General features: G+C 68.6%; 18 protein-coding genes. 10 read left to right on the plus strand and 8 right to left on the minus strand.

The features are described from left to right. Positions 1 to 72 precede the first annotated feature (72 nt). From ACIOU8_RS08315 to ACIOU8_RS08325, 3 genes are read left to right on the plus strand one after another with little or no spacing between them, the layout of a single operon-like run. Positions 73 to 1,494: a ferric reductase-like transmembrane domain-containing protein gene (locus ACIOU8_RS08315; protein ID WP_400788026.1), complete on the plus strand. Its 1,422-nt coding sequence runs from the start codon at positions 73 to 75 to the stop codon at positions 1,492 to 1,494. 14 nt (positions 1,495 to 1,508) lie between these two features. Then, positions 1,509 to 2,006: an FMN-binding protein gene (locus tag ACIOU8_RS08320; RefSeq protein WP_400788028.1), complete on the plus strand. Its 498-nt coding sequence runs from the start codon at positions 1,509 to 1,511 to the stop codon at positions 2,004 to 2,006. Further along, positions 2,006 to 2,836: an FAD:protein FMN transferase gene (locus tag ACIOU8_RS08325; protein WP_400788030.1), complete on the plus strand. Its 831-nt coding sequence runs from the start codon at positions 2,006 to 2,008 to the stop codon at positions 2,834 to 2,836. The genes ACIOU8_RS08320 and ACIOU8_RS08325 overlap by 1 nt, the downstream gene beginning before the upstream one ends. On the opposite strand, the gene ACIOU8_RS08330 is transcribed toward ACIOU8_RS08325, so the two are convergent. Together ACIOU8_RS08330 and ACIOU8_RS08335 are read right to left on the minus strand one after the other, a co-directional pair. Beyond that, positions 2,814 to 3,791, minus strand: coding sequence for a sensor histidine kinase (locus ACIOU8_RS08330; protein WP_400788033.1), 978 nt, complete (start codon positions 3,789 to 3,791; stop codon positions 2,814 to 2,816). The two genes, ACIOU8_RS08325 and ACIOU8_RS08330, sit on opposite strands and share 23 nt — an antisense overlap. Next, positions 3,788 to 4,468, minus strand: coding sequence for a response regulator transcription factor (locus ACIOU8_RS08335; protein ID WP_400788035.1), 681 nt, complete (start codon positions 4,466 to 4,468; stop codon positions 3,788 to 3,790). Before ACIOU8_RS08335 ends, ACIOU8_RS08330 begins: the two co-directional genes overlap by 4 nt. A gap of 181 nt (positions 4,469 to 4,649) precedes the next feature. Here ACIOU8_RS08335 and ACIOU8_RS08340 point away from each other — a divergent pair, with 181 nt between their 5' ends. Beyond that, positions 4,650 to 5,225, plus strand: a complete 576-nt coding sequence (locus ACIOU8_RS08340; protein ID WP_400788037.1) for a VanZ family protein — start codon at positions 4,650 to 4,652, stop codon at positions 5,223 to 5,225. Positions 5,226 to 5,250: 25 nt separating this feature from the next. On the opposite strand, the gene ACIOU8_RS08345 is transcribed toward ACIOU8_RS08340, so the two are convergent. Then, a complete protein-coding gene (locus ACIOU8_RS08345; RefSeq protein ID WP_400788039.1) occupies positions 5,251 to 5,871 on the minus strand; it encodes a DUF1349 domain-containing protein in 621 nt (206 codons plus the stop codon). Between the two features lie 160 nt (positions 5,872 to 6,031). On the opposite strand from ACIOU8_RS08345, the gene ACIOU8_RS08350 reads away from it, so the two are divergent. The 5 genes from ACIOU8_RS08350 to ACIOU8_RS08370 all read left to right on the plus strand — a co-directional run bounded on the left by ACIOU8_RS08350 (position 6,032) and on the right by ACIOU8_RS08370 (position 9,746). Next, complete coding sequence (locus tag ACIOU8_RS08350) at positions 6,032 to 6,763, plus strand: ABC transporter ATP-binding protein (protein ID WP_400788041.1); 732 nt, start codon at positions 6,032 to 6,034, stop codon at positions 6,761 to 6,763. Continuing rightward, complete coding sequence (locus tag ACIOU8_RS08355) at positions 6,763 to 7,587, plus strand: hypothetical protein (protein ID WP_400788043.1); 825 nt, start codon at positions 6,763 to 6,765, stop codon at positions 7,585 to 7,587. The genes ACIOU8_RS08350 and ACIOU8_RS08355 overlap by 1 nt, the downstream gene beginning before the upstream one ends. Positions 7,588 to 7,676: 89 nt before the next feature. Continuing rightward, positions 7,677 to 7,850 carry a hypothetical protein gene (locus ACIOU8_RS08360; RefSeq protein ID WP_400788045.1) on the plus strand — a complete coding sequence of 58 codons (174 nt, stop codon included), beginning with the start codon at positions 7,677 to 7,679 and terminating at the stop codon, positions 7,848 to 7,850. 4 nt (positions 7,851 to 7,854) lie between these two features. Beyond that, a complete protein-coding gene (locus tag ACIOU8_RS08365; protein WP_400788047.1) occupies positions 7,855 to 9,090 on the plus strand; it encodes a sensor histidine kinase in 1,236 nt (411 codons plus the stop codon). Continuing rightward, entirely contained in the window at positions 9,087 to 9,746 is a 660-nt protein-coding gene (locus ACIOU8_RS08370) for a response regulator (protein ID WP_400788049.1), read from the plus strand. Before ACIOU8_RS08365 ends, ACIOU8_RS08370 begins: the two co-directional genes overlap by 4 nt. A gap of 9 nt (positions 9,747 to 9,755) precedes the next feature. On the opposite strand, the gene ACIOU8_RS08375 is transcribed toward ACIOU8_RS08370, so the two are convergent. From ACIOU8_RS08375 to aztB, 5 genes are all read right to left on the minus strand, one after another. After that, positions 9,756 to 10,400 carry a hypothetical protein gene (locus tag ACIOU8_RS08375; RefSeq protein WP_400788051.1) on the minus strand — a complete coding sequence of 215 codons (645 nt, stop codon included), beginning with the start codon at positions 10,398 to 10,400 and terminating at the stop codon, positions 9,756 to 9,758. Between the two features lie 126 nt (positions 10,401 to 10,526). Beyond that, the gene (aztD, locus tag ACIOU8_RS08380; protein ID WP_400788053.1) at positions 10,527 to 11,738 is read right to left on the minus strand and encodes a zinc metallochaperone AztD; all 1,212 of its coding nucleotides are present in this window, start codon (positions 11,736 to 11,738) and stop codon (positions 10,527 to 10,529) included. A 29-nt stretch (positions 11,739 to 11,767) separates the two neighbouring features. Next, a complete protein-coding gene (gene aztC / locus ACIOU8_RS08385; RefSeq protein WP_400788055.1) occupies positions 11,768 to 12,679 on the minus strand; it encodes a zinc ABC transporter substrate-binding protein AztC in 912 nt (303 codons plus the stop codon). A gap of 1 nt (position 12,680) precedes the next feature. After that, entirely contained in the window at positions 12,681 to 13,904 is a 1,224-nt protein-coding gene (locus ACIOU8_RS08390) for an ABC transporter (RefSeq protein WP_400788057.1), read from the minus strand. Positions 13,905 to 13,959: 55 nt separating this feature from the next. Beyond that, positions 13,960 to 14,811, minus strand: a complete 852-nt coding sequence (aztB, locus tag ACIOU8_RS08395; RefSeq protein WP_400788059.1) for a zinc ABC transporter permease AztB — start codon at positions 14,809 to 14,811, stop codon at positions 13,960 to 13,962. A 55-nt stretch (positions 14,812 to 14,866) separates the two neighbouring features. On the opposite strand from aztB, the gene aztA reads away from it, so the two are divergent. Beyond that, on the plus strand, positions 14,867 to 15,517 hold the full coding sequence (aztA, locus tag ACIOU8_RS08400) for a zinc ABC transporter ATP-binding protein AztA (protein WP_400788061.1): 651 nt from the start codon (positions 14,867 to 14,869) through the stop codon (positions 15,515 to 15,517). Positions 15,518 to 15,529: the final 12 nt, after the last annotated feature.

A 15,529-nucleotide genomic window follows, 5' to 3' on the forward strand; every position in this document is an offset into this window, starting at 1 on the left:
AGAAAGCCATGAGTCGTATATGGGGCGCACTTCCTTAGACCTGTCTCAGAGTCGGGACAGCACGATGAGCTCATGACCACTCTGACGACGAGACCTCGTGCTTCCGTCCCCGCCTCCTCCGCGATGCCACAGCGGACGACCCATCGCCGCGCGCAGGTCTGGCGTGCAGCAGCGGTCACGGTGATCTGGGCGACCAGCCTGTTCGTCATCGCGCTCTGGGTCGCCGGCGGCGGAGTGACCGCCGTCCTGGGGCTCAACGCCGAGACTGTCACGACGCTCGGTCGCCTCACCGGGCTGGTCGCGGCGAATCTGCTGCTCTATCAGGTGCTGCTGATGGCGCGCGTTCCGCTGTTCGAGCGCGGATTCGGTCGCGACGGGATCACGAGGCTGCATCGCTTCGTCGGATTCTGGTCGTTCTGGTTGATGGGCGCGCACATCGCGCTGCTCTCGGTGGGCTACGCGATCGCTGCCGGCATCAACCCGCTCATCCAGCTGTGGAGCTTCATCTGGGAATACCCGGGCATGCTCCTGGCGACGGCCGGCACACTGCTGATCCTGCTCGTTGTCGTCACCTCGATCCGGCGTGCTCGTCAGCGCCTGCGCTACGAGTCCTGGCATCTCCTGCACCTCTACGCGTACCTGGGCGTCGGGCTCGCGCTACCGCACCAGCTGTGGACGGGCGCCGACTTTCTCTCCTCGCCGATCGCGACCGCCTACTGGTGGTCGATCTGGGCGCTCGCCGCAGGATCGGTGCTGCTGTACCGCATCGGGATGCCGCTGCTTCGGTCCACACGTCGGGCGCTGCGGGTGGCGGGGGTCGAGTCGGACGGCGCGCGGGGCGTCACCATCCGAGTCACGGGTCACGACGTCCCGACGCTCGGCGCCAAGGCCGGCCAGTTCTTCGTCTGGCGGTTCCTCGATGGACCGGGCTGGACCCGCGGGCACCCTTTCTCGCTCTCCGCCGCGCCGGGACGGGAGCTGACGTTGACCGCTCGTGTGGTGGGCGACGGCACGCGGCGCCTGACCGCACTGCTCCCCGGTACCAGGGTCATCGTCGAAGGACCCTACGGGGAGATGACCGGTGAGCGCAGGACCGGGACGAGGCTGCTCATGATCGGCGCCGGCGCCGGGGTCGCCCCGCTCGTCTCGCTTCTCGAGACGGAAGTCTACGGACCGGGAGACGCGATGCTCATCACCCGAGAGTCTGCTGCAGAGGACGCTCTGTGCGTGCCGGCCATCGCCGACCTCGTCCGCACCCGCGGCGTGAGGTACGTGCCGTTGGCAGGGCCGCGATCGTCCGGAGCATCGAGCTGGATCCCCGCCACCCACCAGGCGTGGTCGGGGAGAGATCTCCTTCGCCACCTGATTCCCGACCCGGGGGTCTACGACGTGTTCCTCTGCGGCGCTGAAGCCTGGATGACAGACCTCAAGCGAGACCTCGTCGAGGCGGGCTTCGCCACTCATCGCATCCATTCCGAGTCGTTCACGATCTGAACAGGGAGACGGCCATGAAGAAGATCCTCTACACACTGCTCGCCACGGTCAGCGGTCTGGTGCTGCTGTTCAGCTACCGCACGTCGCTGGAAGCGGTCACCCCGACCGACGCCAGCGCGGCGACAGCGTCCACCAGCAGTACGGCCACGACCACTGATACCGGGGCGAGCGGCACGGGGACCACGTCGGACGCGGGAACCAGCTCGCGCTCGACGGCGTCGGGCAGCGGCCTCGCCGACGGCACATACACCGGCGCGCCGTCGCAGACCCGCTACGGGCCGGTACAGGTGCAGATCACCGTCTCCGGTGGGCAGATCACGGATGCACAGGCGGTCGACTACCCGAACAGCAACGGTCGGGACCGGCAGATCAACGGCACGGCGATCCCGAGGCTCGTCTCGGAGACGATCCAGGCACAGAGCTCGAAGATCCAGATGGTGTCCGGCGCCACCTACACGAGCGACGGCTACTCCTCGTCGCTGCAGAGTGCTATCGACCAGGCGCACAGCTGATGCGCACAGCGCCTGAGATGACGCGTGTCTGGGTCGAGGAGATCATGGGCATCCCGATGAGCATCCATCTGGTCTCGCCGGGGGAGCCGACGAATACGGGCGCCGACTGGGCGGTGCGAGAGTGCTTCGATGAATTGCGGGACATCGACCGGGTCTTTTCGACGTATCGCGCCGACTCCGACATCAGTCGCATTCGTCGCGGTGAACTCGCCATCGCGGATGCCGACAGCAGGGTGGCACTGGTGGCGGATGCTTGTGAACGCGCCGAACAGGAGACTCGCGGCCTGTTCTCGGCCCGGTGGCGGGGATGGTTCGACCCGACCGGATACGTGAAGGGCTGGGCCGTCGAAGCTGCGAGCCGTCGACACCTCGAACCGCTGCTCTCAGCTGCGACCGCGGTCGGGATCAACGCGGGAGGAGATCTGCAGCTGTTCACGGCCGTGGGAGCCGACTGGCGGTGGCAGGTGGGAATCGTCGACCCTCACGACCGTAGACAGATGATCGCAGTGGTCGACGTGGTGAACGGCGCGGTGGCTACATCGGGGATGGCGGAGCGGGGGCTTCACATCCTCGATCCGCGCTCCGACCGGCCCGCAACGGGTGTCGCGTCTGCCACGGTGGTGGCCGACGGTCTCACGCAGGCGGACGTCTGGGCGACTGCAGCTGTGGTGGCCGGTCCAGTGGACCGCTCGTGGATCGCTGCCGCGGGGTCCCACACCGGCATCATCATCGACAGTGATCATCGCGTGACCCGCTGGCTCGGCACGACGATGGTGGATGTCGAGCCGACCAAGGATGCGCAGCTGCTCAGCGGCGCGCTGGCAGCGTGAGCAGGAAGATCGTGCCCGATGCCGTAGATCGCTCGACCTCGATGGTGCCGCCGGCGCGGCGCGCGACATCCCTCACGAGCGAGAGCCCGAGACCGAAGCTCCGGGGTCGTCCACTTTCGCGCGGGCGCGCGAACCGCTCGAAGACCTGGTCCGGCGAGATGCCCTCGATCCCGGACCCCTCATCGATGACGCGGACCGTCACGTTCCTCAGGTCCCGCCCGATGCGGATCGAGACGGTGCCGCGGGCGGGGGAGTGCTGCACAGCGTTGTCGAGCAGGGCGACCAGGATGCGGACGAGGGTGATCTCCGGCAGCTGCGCCTTCGCCTGCTGATCGACGGCGATCGTGAGCGCGACCTCGGCGTCCTGTGCGATCGTCGTCATCGCTGCGATGGCTGCGGCTGCCGCTGTCGCGACGTCTACGTTCGCGTCGGCACGGGATTCGCCTTCTGCAGCGATGAGCAGGTCGTTGAGCAGGTCGGCCATCATGTCTGCATCGTGCCGGAGGTCGGTGAGACCCGCTTCGAGGTCCTCGCCGCGATCCTGACGACGCTGTAGCACCTGGATGCGGCTCGTCAGCGTGGTCAGAGGTGTGCGGAGCTCGTGACTGGCGTCGGCCACGAAGTTCCGTTGGCGGCGCAGTGCCTCGCCGAGCGGGCGGACCGACCGTCGAGCGGCGACCGCGGCGACCACCCCGAGCAGCACCACGCCGATCACTCCGAGGACGATTGCGGTCGGTACGACCACGTCGATGTCGACGATGAAGTCGTCCTTCATCCCGTCAGGACCACCCGGCCAGCCGCCGTCGTGCTCCTCGCCTTCGCGGCGCGAGGTCGCGAGCACCACGGCGATCAGCACCCCGATGCCGATTGCGACGACCACCCCGGATGAGACTCCGACCCAGAGCCCGATCGACAGGGCTGCGCGCCGCACGCGTCTCGTATCGGCGTCGCTCATGAGGGTGTTCCCGCTCGGTAGCCGCGGGCTCGGACGGTCTCGATCATGTCGGGGGACGTCTTGCGCCGCACGTAGTGCACGTACGTGTCCACCGAACTCGTCGTGTCTCCCTCATGAAACACAGTGCGGAGGATCTCCTCCCGGCTGAACACGTGCTCGGGGCTGGTGCTCAACAGCTCCAGGAGCGCGCTCTCGGTCGCCGTCAGTGGCACTCGGATTCCCGATGGGTCGTACGCGGCCTGGGCGTCCGGAGCGAACACCCACTCGCCGAGACGCCGACGTGCTCCATCAGCGCGGAACGCCCGGCGCAGCGCACGAAGACGCGCCAGCAGCTCGTCGTAGTCGAAGGGCTTCACCAGGTAGTCGTTCGCCCCGCCATCCAGCCCGGTGACACGATCGTCCACGGTGCCGAGCGCCGTCAGCATCAGGACGGGCGTCGTGATGTGAGCGATGCGCACGGCGCGGATGAAGTCCACACCGTCCATGCCGGGGAGCCGTCGATCGACCACCATGGCGTCATACCGCTTGCTCAGCGCGAACCGGAGCGCTGTCTCGCCATCTGCGGCATGGTCGACTTCGTACACGTCTTCCAGCACTTCGACGGTCAGCGCAGCGATCTCCGCGTCATCCTCCACGTAGAGCAGCGCACCGCGCGGCCCCTGTGCCGAGTCACCCATGGTCGCCTTCCTGTCGTCCGCGCTCGAGACCATCAGCGTACGCCCGACGTCCGATGGATCAGTGTCGACGACCGCGCCCGGCACACTGTCGACCTTCCGGCGAGCATCGTGGCGGTTCCCGGTCTCAGTACGATGACTGGGGTGCCTCTGCACCGCGCCACGGAGTCACCGGAAGCAGTGAATGAAGTTCGTCGAAGTCCCCATGCTCCCGATCGTGATCCCCTTCGGAGTCGTGATCTTCCTCGTGCTGATCTGGGTCCTCCGCTCCCGAGGGCGCGTCACGCTTCCCCGGGCGAGTGTCGCTGCGGTCCTCGCGGTCTACGCGGGTGGGGTGCTCGCCAACACCGTCTTCCCGATCTTCCTCCGCGTCGGGACAGGGTTCTATGACGGGCCGCGCCCGCTGGCGCTCTACCTCGTGCCGTTCGCCGACTACGGGATCGAGGACGCTCTCATCAACGTCGCGGTGTTCGTCCCGCTCGGTGGGCTCGTCCCGCTGCTCATCGCACGGCCGAGCTGGTGGAAGGTGCTGGCGATCGTCGCCGGCGCGAGCCTCGCCATCGAGCTGACGCAGATGGCCGTCTCGCGGCTGGCCCTCGGCGGACACCTCGCGGACATCAACGACTGGCTGACGAACATCCTGGGCGGGATCATCGGCTACGGCCTGTTCGTCATCCTGACACAATCGAAGACGATCGCGGACTTCGTCGAACGCTTTCGGTGGCCGGCGCGTGAGCGCACGAGCAGCCACCCGGCCTGAAATCCGCCGCCGGACCGGGTGTTCGTCAGGAACCGTCGCGAAGATCGTCGAGCGTCGCCGCCGTGTATGTGACGGCGTCGAAGCGCACGTCGCAGCCGTTTCCCATGGGGCTTTGGGCTTCGAGCCCGACAGCGACCTCCTGCTCTTCGGCCCCCAGCGCGAACCCTCGAACGAAGTCCCACCGTGTGCCGTCGACCGATGCGTGGAAGGCGTAGACCGTTCCGATGCGTGCGATGCGCAGCCAGACCTCGTCGCCCTCGACGATGAACGCGTTCGCGTCGTCCGAGACTCCGCGGGTGACGACCGATACGACCATGGGCTTTCGATCGGGGGAGAGCTCGAAGCAGAGCTTGGCCCACAGCGTTTCGTCGGCCCAGACGATCAGCACGCCGGCATCGAACGTGTCGGTGAAGTCGACGTGAACTCGAGCGGTCAGAGTGAAGTCGCCCTCAGCGGGACGACCGGTCAACGAGACCGCGTTCAGCTGGCTCTCCGCGGCCACGCTGCCGCTCCCGCTCGGGTCGACGAAGAAGTCGCTGTGCGGCTTGGCCGTCACCAGGACGCTGTCTGCCTCTACTCGCCACGGCCAGTCCTCGGAGGGGTGCAGAGGGAAGGGGACGCCAGGGAGATCGACTCGAGTGTTCATCACACCATTGTGGCCAATCGAGATGCCTCGCAGATGAGAGACGGTCGACGCCGTCGGGTGGTGGCCAGCCCGGCTGAACGAGCAGGACTGTCCTTTCGGACAGGGCGATCCCGTGCGCCGGGCGGGGGCGCTCGAGAGTCGTGCTGGCGAGGCTGGAGACATGAACATCTCCACATTTCCGCCGCTCCAGGCGCGCGGACTGCACAAGTCCTTTCATGGACGCGCTCGCGTCGATGAAGTCGGTTTCACCATCGAGTCAGGAAGGGTCGTCGGCTTGCTCGGGCCCAACGGCGCCGGCAAGACGACCACGATCCGGCTGCTGCTCGGACTCATGGCGGCGGACAAGGGCGAGGCGCTGGTCTTCGGGCGCTCGTACCGCGACCTCGAGCGCCCGGCCACGATGGTCGGTGCTGTGCTGGACGCCGGCGGCCTGCACCCCGCCCGCACCGGACGTGAGCACCTGCGCATCGCCGCGGCCCGCGCTGACGTCGCTACCGAACGCGTCGATGCGGTCCTCGCCGAGGTGGGCATGACCACCGACGCCGACCGCCGGTCCGGTGGCTACTCTCTCGGCATGAAGCAGCGCATCGCCATCGCCGCAGCGCTTCTCGGAGAGCCGAAGCTGCTCGTGCTCGACGAGCCCTCCAACGGCCTCGACCCCGCGGGTATGCGCTGGCTGCGTGATCGCCTGAGGGCGTTCGCGGATGCCGGGGGCACGGTGCTGCTCTCTTCGCACCTGCTCTCCGACGTGCAGGACATCGCCGACGACATCGTCGTGATCGCCGAGGGGCGGGTCGTCGCAGACGAGACGCTGGCGGATGCCGTCGCCACGGCGAGCGGAGACCTCGAGGGCTATTACCTCCAGGTCACAGGAATCGCGGGGGTGCGCTGATGTTCCGCGCAGAACTCCTCGGACTGACCACGACCACAGCGACGAAGGTCAGTGCGCTCGTCGCCGTCGTCGGCCTCATCCTGACGCAGCTGATCTTCGTGACCGTGCTCCCCGCGCTGGCTCGCGGCGACATCGGTCCCGGCGCAGCGGCGCTCGGAGCCGACCTCCCCGTGCTCGACCTGACGTCGGCAGCGGCTCAGCTCGACGCGATCAACCCGCTCGGGGCGTCGATGGGAGGCGGCTCGATCGGCATCGCGCTCCTCGCCATCGTGCTGCTCGGCACCTTCGCCGGCACCAGCGATGACCGTTACGGCGGCATGGTCGGCGCCGCTCTCGCTTCTCCCCGGCGTGGTCGCATCGTCGCCGGCAAGGCCATGGCCGTCGCGGTCGTCGGTGTCGTCATCGGCGCCGTCATGGCGATCGCCAGCCTCGCCGCCCTGCTCGTCGCGCTCGCGATGGCAGGAACGCCTTTCACTGTCGGCGTAGGCGACGTGCTCGCGACGCTGGGGCGGGGTGTCGTCGCGGTCGTGGGCCTCGCCCTGATCGGCCTCGCGGTCGGTATCCTCGTGCGGACGCAGCTCGCCGGCATCCTCACCATGCTCGCGGTGCTCTTCGCAGAGCCCCTCGTCACCGCCATGACCTCGCTGATCGGCGGCGGCCCCGCGCCCGTGTGGACACAGTTCCTGCCGGTAGCGCTCGCGCAGAACGTCATTCACGGCGGGTCGGCCGAGGTGCACGTCGGAGTGGCTCTGGCGGCCCTCGCCGCTCTCTCCACAGCGGCGCTCGCTGCCGCATCCGTCGCTCTCTTCCGACGGGACCTCTGATGCCCCAACCCTCCGGCAGGAAAGGACTCACCGTGAACGACGATCGCACGCCTCAGAACCCGCCCGCCCGACGCCGAAGGATGCGGACGGTGATCACGATCGCGGGCGCCGCCCTGCTCATCGGCGGAGCGATCACGGCCGGCGCGCTCTTCCGGGCATCCGATCGACCGGCCTTCTCTGCGGAGGCGACGATCGGTGATCACACCTCGGTCCACCCCGCGTCCTGCCTCCCGACGGGGGCGGGACGCGGCGTGGTTGACTGAGTCCATGTCCCCTGCGGAGCCGCCCTCCCCGCGCGCCGAACGCGTGCGCCGTGCGATCCCACCGACGCTCGTGCTCGCTACGGCGATCGGCTACATCGGCGCCGACCTGTGGATCGACGAGCTGCCCGCGGCAGTGCCGGGCGATGTGTCGCCGTTCGTGCACGCCGCTCTGGTCGCCCTCCAGGCAATCCTTCTCGTCTTCCGCCGGCGCGCACCGATCATCGTCTTCTCCGGGGCGGTGCTCCTCGACGCCGTGATCCTGGCGACTTCGGCGGGGGAGTTGGGGGTCGGCTCGCTGGGCGTGATCCTCGCCGCCTATGCGATGGCTCGGCGCAGCCCGCGCCAGCCGGCGCTGACGGCGCTCGCCCTCGGCGCACTCGTGACGACCGGCGTCGGGGCGAGTGCGCTGCTCTTCGGGTCACGCGAATCGGTGCTCGTCCTGATCGTCACCGTGATCGCCCGGGTCGCCCTGCAGTACGCGGCTCCCGCGGCCGTCGCCGAGTACATTCGCGGGCGTGAGCGCCTCGCCGATGCGCTGCAGGTGCAGGCGCGGATGGCCGAGCACGAGCGACGCGAGCGTGCCGAACGCGAGGTGCGTGCCGAGCGCGAGGCCCTCGCGCGGGAACTCCACGACATCGCCGGTCATCACCTCTCGGGGATCATCGTGAGCGCCCAGGCCGCCACCGCTCTCACCCGCAGCGATCTCGACCGGGCGCGGGAGATGATGCAGACGGTGCAGGACGATGCCCGCATCGCGCTCGCCGACCTCCGACGGACCGTCGGGCTCCTGCGCAGTGAGGATGATGCGCCTTCGGGCGCCCCGAGCCCGGTGCCGACCATCGCCGGCATCGGCGCGCTCGTGGGGGTCGCGCGGGAACGGGGTCAGCGCGTCGCACTCACCGCCGTCGGGGATGCTCGTCCGGTGGGTGCGCTCGCCGAGACCACCGCGTACCGGATGGTGCAGGAATCGCTCGCGAACGCCGCCAGACACGCGCCCGGCGCGGCGTGCACTGTCACCGCGCGGTTCGGGGCGGATGCCGTCGAGATCACGGTCACCAACGAGCCCTCCGCTGGAGGTCGATCGCGCGAGACGAGGGAGAGATCGGGCATCGGCTACGGACTCTCCGGCATGTCGGAGCGGGCCGAACTCATCGGGGCGCACCTGTCGGCCGGGCCCGACGACGACGGCGGATGGACCAATCGCCTGAGCATCCCCTCCGACGGACGGAGCCCCCGATGATCCGTGTCCTCATCGCCGACGACCAGGCCGTCGTTCGCGCCGGCCTCGCCGTCATCCTCGGCGCCGAGGCCGACATCGAGGTGATCGGCGAAGCGGTCGACGGCGCCGACGCTGCGCGTCTCGCCCGTAGTCTTCGCCCCGACGTCGTCTGCATGGACATCCGGATGCCGGGAACAGACGGCATCGCCGCCACCCGCGAGATCGTCGGAGACGCGGAACTGGCGACCGACGTGCTCATCCTCACCACCTTCGACGTCGACGCCGACGTCTTCGCCGCTCTCGAGGCCGGCGCCGCCGGGTTCCTCCTCAAGGGCGCCGACGAGCACACGCTGCTGGCCGCGGTTCGCTCGGTGGCCGCCGGCGACGGAACCCTCGATCAGCGGCTGACCCGCCGCATCCTGCACGAATTCAGCGAACGCCGTCGAGCGAGCAGCGCGCAGATCCCGGCCGATGGGCCCCCGCTCACCGAGAGGGAACTGGATGTGCTCAGACTCCTCGCCGAGGGGCTGTCGAATGCCGAGATCGCCGACCGTCTCTTCGTGGAGCTGACGACCGTCAAGTACCACCTCGCCGGCATCCTCCAGAAGACCGGAGCCCGTGACCGCCTGCAGGCAGTGCTCTGGGGAATCAGGGCCGGGGTCGTCCAGGCGGGATGACAGCCGCAGTCATACGAACGTGCTCAACGCGCGCCGGTAGCTGTCGCTGTTCTCCCGCGTCGCCGTGGTCGTGAGAAGGGCATTCTCGCCGACTCTCCGGGTGAAGTCGCTGACACAAGGAATCGTCACGATCTTCGTCAGTCCGGCACGCCATGCCGGGATCAGTGCCGACAGATCGCGGCGTTCGGGTTGGTCTTCGAGTCGCGTCGGCATCGTCGCGAGATGAGCGCCCGCCCTCTGGTGTGACCAGGTGGCGTACGAATCATGGTCGAACGCGGTGTCGCCGAACTCGTCGCGCCAGCTGGTTCCGGCTATGCGGTGGAGAAGCTCGGCACGTTCGGCCGAACCGTTCGCGGTGGTGTGGAGCTCGTCGAACAACCGCGGATCATGGTCCAGTCCTGCGTGCGCCAGCGCCGCGCGCCAGATGCGAGGCCACGCGCCCTCCCACTCGTCGCGAGTGCCGGCACCGACTGCGGGATCCTGAACAGCGACGGGCGTATCCACGAGCAGCGGAGGGACGTCATCGCCGTCAGCCTGTAGTTCATACGCTTCCCGCAGCCAGAGCAGCTCCATGAGGTTGTGCGGGCGGTCGTCGACCGTGATCGACATGTCATGCGGCCACGGGTTGCCCGGCATCGGTGCGCTGGATCTCATGGAGCCCCTCTCAGGTCCACCCATCCTTGCGGTCTCACCCGCTCGAAGCAATGACCCGCAGAGGGCCGCATCCGAAGATGGGGCGGAGTGCGTCGACCTGCACCCCGCCCCATCTCCCTGGTGAGATCAGCCCGCTGCGGGAGCGATCTCGTTCGGCGTCACGTCGAGCTCGGTGCTGGCGAGCACCTCACCGGTGGTCAGGTCGACCGCATGCACGCTGTTCGCGGCGGGCTCGGTGACGTAGGCGATGTCCCCGGCGACGACGATGGCGGGGTGGGCGTCCTGCCACTCGGCCGGGCTCTCCCACGCGTCGACGACGGGGAAGCTGTCGGTGATCTCGCCGGACTCCGGGTCAAGCACGTGGATGGCTCCGTCGCTGCTGAGGATGTAGGCGAGGTCCTCCGGTCCGCGCGCGACGTCGCGGAAGGTGTACTCGACGCCCTCGGGCAGGTCGACGACCTCGAGCGTCTTGGCCTCCGTGTCGATGAGAGTCACGGCGCTGAGCAGGTAGCCCTCGGCGTCGATGTCGTTCTTGTAGTCGCCGACGATGATCGGGCTCGTCTCGCTGACGTAGGCGTTGCCCATGCGGCCGTAGGGCTGGTCGGGAGCATCGACCTTGGTGATCTCGCCGTCGTGGTAGATGAGCGCGCCGTTCTCGCAACCGAAGACGACGGCTTCGTCCTTCGCGGTGCCCTCGCCGTGCACGCCGGGGCACTGGTCCGACGACGCGACCTCGGTGCCTTCGGCGTCCTTCGCGACGATGCCGTTGCGGCCGTCGGCGTTGCCCACCGTGGTCAGGAAGGTACCGTCCTCGAGAACGACCGAGACGCCGTGGTGTGCCTCGACGCCCGCGATGGTCTCGACCTCCGGCAGTCCGTCGGCGCTCGCCAGATCTGCGGTGTCGAAGATCGTGGTGTCACTCGTGCCATCGGCGTAGAGCACGGTCTTGTCGGCGTGACGCACGACGTGACCCGGGGTGTCGGCCTCGAAGATCGTGTCGGTGAGCTCGGGCTCGTCGGTCGATCCGGCCGCCGTGTCGAGCACCTGGAAGCCCTCGCTCATCGTGACCATGACGTGTCGGTCATCGCCTGCGGGGTTGAGGCGCGTGAACGGCTCGGACTCGAAGTCGGCGACGGTGTCGAGGGTCTCGCCGTCGAGCACGAGGATGCCGCCCTCATACGCGACCGCGACGCGAGGGCCCGGCTGCGCGTCGGATCCGCTGCCGTCGGGGGTGGATGCCGGCGTGGTCGAGCCGCCGGCGGCGCACGACGCCAGCGTGACGACGGCGCCGAGGGCCGCAGCGCTGATCAGAGCGCGACGAAGGGGGGAGGTTCGCATGTGCATTCCTCTTTCTCTGTGGTGAGGTCTCACTGCGTGAGACCGGTGGTGATGCGTTCGGTGTTGACGCGCATCATGGTCAGGTAGTCGGGTGCGCCCTCGTCAGGTGCGGTGAGCGACTCGGTGAAGAGTTCGATGATGTCGATCTGCACGTTCGCCTCGCTGGCGAGGGCCTGCACCAGGCGGTCCGGCGAGGAGGACTCCGCGAAGATCGCCGGCACCCCGGTCTCCTCGACCGCATCGACGAGGTCGGCGAGATCGGATGCCGAGGGCGCGGCGAGTGTCGTGCCGCCGGGGATCACCGCGCCGACGATGTCGAAGTCGAAGCGCTGGGCGAGGTAGCCGAAGACGTGGTGGTTGGTGACCAGGGCGCGGCGCTCGTCGGGGATCGTGGCGAACGCCTCGGTCATCTCCGCATCCAGCTCTCGCAGCTCCTCGCGGTAATCCTCGATCGTCGCGTCGAGCGCCTCGACGTCGATGCCGTCGACCTCCGCGAGCACCGGCCCGATGGCGTCGACCACGTCGATCATGCGCTCCGGGTCGGTCCAGAAGTGCGAGTCCGGCATCCCCGCGGCATCGCCCTCGCTGTAGTCGAGGACATCGATGACGTCGCCGGCCACGAACGTGGGCACGTCGTCGGCCGCATCGAGATGCTGCTGCAGCCCTTCCTCCAGGCCGAGCCCGTTCGACACCAGCAGGTCGGCGCTGCGCAGGGTGGCGGCCTCCTGCGCGGAGATCTCGAACGAGTGCGGGTCGGCGTTGGGCTTCATGAGCGTCACCACCTGGGCCTGGTCGCCGACCAGCTCTTCGACGACGTCGCCCAGGATGTTCGTCGAGACGACGATGGTCGGGCGAGAGTCGCTCGCCGTCGAGCAGGCGACGAGGGCGGTGGCGCTGAGGCCGGCGAGTGCGAGCATCGCGAGGAGGCGTGCGGGGCGCATGTCAGCGTCCTGTCTCGGCGACGAGGGCCGGTTCGGTGGAGGTGTCGAAGGTGCGGGCGATGCGAGCGGCATCCGCGTAGTCGATCTCGTAGAGCCTGTGCTCGGCCGGTGCGCTCAGATAGGCGCGGTGCTGATCGGCGATGAGCGTCGGCGCCTTGCCCGCGGCCAGGGACTCTGCCACGAGCGGCGCTGTCTCTGCGAGCACGGCCCCGCTCTCGTCGTCGAGCACGAGCACTCGGCCGTCCTGAGCAAGCGCGAGCAGGTGGCCGTCTTCGTCATCCACCGAGGTCACCTGGGCGAGCGGTGTGGGGGAGGGGAGGAGTGCCCATGACCTCGCGCGGGTGTCGAGCATCCAGATCCCCTCGGAGCCCGCGAGGCCGGCGACGGTCGGGCGTCCCTCGCGGTTGTCGAAGGATTCGACGGGCGGTGCGGGCGTCCCCGCCGGGTAGGGGATGCGCTCCACCTGCAATTCGTCGCCGTCGACGTGCGCGAGGAGGGCACCGTCCTGGCATCCGATGACCGCACCGACCCGTGTCGTGATGGTGCCGGCAGGGTCGACGCACGGCTCTTCGAGGCCGGTCTCCTCGCCGTCGGCGGTGTACCCGCGCACACTCGTGCCGATGCCGCCGGATGCTTCGGTGATCAGGGCGAACGAGCCGATCGGCACGACGAGGCCATCGTGCGGCTCGCGCTCGATACGGAACAGCTCGCTGATCTCGCCCTTCGACAGCGCGTGAGTGTCGAGCAGCACGGCATCGCCGGAGCCGGCGAACGAGATCCCGGTGCCGCCGGTCGTCGACAGGTTGGTCGTCGCGACGGTGGCGTCGCCTTCTCCGTCCACCGAGCCGAGCAGAGCGGGTTCCGCACGGTAATAGTGGAAGTGATCGACGTGATCCCAGGTCCAGACGCCGCTGTCGACGATCTCGACACCGTCGCTGGTCTGGGCGAACAGATAACGACCGTCGGTCGTCAGAGCGCTGGGCGCGGAGATCTCACCGATGGTCGTGACACTCTCGTCGAGCAAGTCGAGGTGGGTCACTGTGCCTTCCGGATCGATCGAGGTCAGTCCGAGCTGCGGTTCGGCCACCTCTTCCGCACCGGCGATGTCGCCGTGACCGTCGTCCGCGGGTTCAGCCGAGGAGGGCTCGGTGGGGGTGGTGCTGCAGGCGGCGAGAGCGACCGTGAGAGCGCCGGTGAGGGCGAGCAGAGTGATGCGAGAGCGCACGGGGTCCTTCCTTGTCGTGTGTCGTGCGAGAGGTCGCGTCGTTGCGACAGCGGGGTCAGACGCGTTGCGTCAGGGCCACGCGAGAGTCGAGGGCTGTGCGCACCATCCACGAGAGGCAGGCGAGCAGGATCGCGGATGCCGCGACGGAGGCGCCGGCTGCCGTCGCGGCATACCAGGACGCAAGAAGGCCGAGGAACACTGCGGCCACGCCGAAGGCTGCGGCCAGCGCCATGCGGGTCGGTATGCGGGTGGTCCAATGGCCGGCGGCGACGGACGGGGCGAGCAGCAGGCCGACGACGAGCATCGAGCCGACCGCCTGGTAGGACGCGACGACGGCGAGTGTCACGAGACCGACGAGCGCGGCCTGTGCGATCTGCGGGCGCAGCCCCAGCACCGACGCGATGCGTGCATCGAGGGACAACGCCACGAACGAGCGGTGGAACAGCGCGGCGACGATCAGCCCGACCGCGGCGGCGATGGCGAGCAGCACGAGGTCGCCGGAGCTGATCGCGAGGATGTCGCCGAACAGGATGGCGGTCGCATCGGTGGCGAAGCTGCCGGAGTGGGAGATGATGATGACCCCCAGCGCCAGCATCGACACGAACAGGAGTCCGATGCTGGTGTCGTACGAGAGACGTGCGCGGCGCTGCAGCGCGCCGATTCCCAAGCTCATGGCGATGGCGCTGAGGGCTCCGCCGACGAGAACCGGCAGCGAGAGCACGGTGGCAAGGGCGACGCCAGGGAGCATTCCGTGCGCCAGGGCTTCGCCGAGGAATGCCATTCCGCGGATGACGACCCACGTGCCGACGATGGCGCAGAGGATCGCGACGAGCGCACCGCCGAGCATCCCGCGCTGCAGGAAGTCGAGGGCGAACGGGTCGAGAACTCCGGCCGGATGAACAGTCACAATCTGCGAGCCTAGAGGTTTGTGAGAATGATTATCAAACTCATAAAGTGAAGTCATGACTTTTCTCGGATCGGCCCAGACTGTGGCCGCACGCCTGGCGGGCATCCACGTCTCCTTCGACGGTCGCGCCGCACTGGCGGGCGTCGATGTCGACATCCCCTCGGCGACCGTGACCGTGATCACCGGCCCGAACGGAGCCGGAAAGTCGACGCTGCTCGAGGTCCTCGCCGGCACGCGAGAGCACGACGGAGAGCGGAACGTCAGCGGGGCCGTCGCCTTCGTGCCGCAACGAGCGGCGATCCCGCAAGGGCTGCCGGTGTCGGTGAGAGACGTCGTGAGCGTCGGCGCATGGGGTCGGCTCGGACTGTGGCGACGAATGGACGCCACGGCGCGCGAGCTCGTCGAGCGATCGATGGATCGACTGGACATCGGCGCGCTTGCGCGGCATCCGTTCGCGTCTCTCTCAGGTGGCCAGCAGCAGCGCGCCCTGCTCGCCCAGGGACTTGCACGCGACGCCGACCTGCTGCTGCTCGACGAACCCACGACGGGTCTGGATGCGGCGAGCGGACTCCGCATCCGGCAGGTGCTGCGCGATGAGGCGGCGCGCGGTGTCGCGGTCGTCTGCGTCTCGCACGATCCCGCAGTCATCGGGGATGCCGAGCATGTGATTCCCCTGCTCGAGGGGCGAGTCCGCGTCGACAGTTGACCCGTCGCAGAG

Source organism: Microbacterium sp. NPDC087589, from assembly GCF_044743635.1.
Classification (GTDB): domain Bacteria; phylum Actinomycetota; class Actinomycetes; order Actinomycetales; family Microbacteriaceae; genus Microbacterium.

Coding starts and splice junctions, on each gene's coding strand:
- ACIOU8_RS08330 (WP_400788033.1), bottom strand. CDS start 3,791: ATGAGCGACGCCGATACGAGACGCGTGCGGCGCGCAGCCCTGTCGATC.
- ACIOU8_RS08365 (WP_400788047.1), top strand. CDS start 7,855: ATGTCCCCTGCGGAGCCGCCCTCCCCGCGCGCCGAACGCGTGCGCCGT.
- ACIOU8_RS08345 (WP_400788039.1), bottom strand. CDS start 5,871: ATGAACACTCGAGTCGATCTCCCTGGCGTCCCCTTCCCTCTGCACCCC.
- aztA (WP_400788061.1), top strand. CDS start 14,867: ATGACTTTTCTCGGATCGGCCCAGACTGTGGCCGCACGCCTGGCGGGC.
- ACIOU8_RS08355 (WP_400788043.1), top strand. CDS start 6,763: ATGTTCCGCGCAGAACTCCTCGGACTGACCACGACCACAGCGACGAAG.
- ACIOU8_RS08350 (WP_400788041.1), top strand. CDS start 6,032: ATGAACATCTCCACATTTCCGCCGCTCCAGGCGCGCGGACTGCACAAG.
- ACIOU8_RS08375 (WP_400788051.1), bottom strand. CDS start 10,400: ATGAGATCCAGCGCACCGATGCCGGGCAACCCGTGGCCGCATGACATG.
- ACIOU8_RS08340 (WP_400788037.1), top strand. CDS start 4,650: ATGAAGTTCGTCGAAGTCCCCATGCTCCCGATCGTGATCCCCTTCGGA.
- ACIOU8_RS08315 (WP_400788026.1), top strand. CDS start 73: ATGACCACTCTGACGACGAGACCTCGTGCTTCCGTCCCCGCCTCCTCC.
- ACIOU8_RS08335 (WP_400788035.1), bottom strand. CDS start 4,468: ATGGGTGACTCGGCACAGGGGCCGCGCGGTGCGCTGCTCTACGTGGAG.
- aztC (WP_400788055.1), bottom strand. CDS start 12,679: ATGCGCCCCGCACGCCTCCTCGCGATGCTCGCACTCGCCGGCCTCAGC.
- ACIOU8_RS08370 (WP_400788049.1), top strand. CDS start 9,087: ATGATCCGTGTCCTCATCGCCGACGACCAGGCCGTCGTTCGCGCCGGC.
- ACIOU8_RS08325 (WP_400788030.1), top strand. CDS start 2,006: ATGCGCACAGCGCCTGAGATGACGCGTGTCTGGGTCGAGGAGATCATG.
- aztD (WP_400788053.1), bottom strand. CDS start 11,738: ATGCGAACCTCCCCCCTTCGTCGCGCTCTGATCAGCGCTGCGGCCCTC.
- ACIOU8_RS08320 (WP_400788028.1), top strand. CDS start 1,509: ATGAAGAAGATCCTCTACACACTGCTCGCCACGGTCAGCGGTCTGGTG.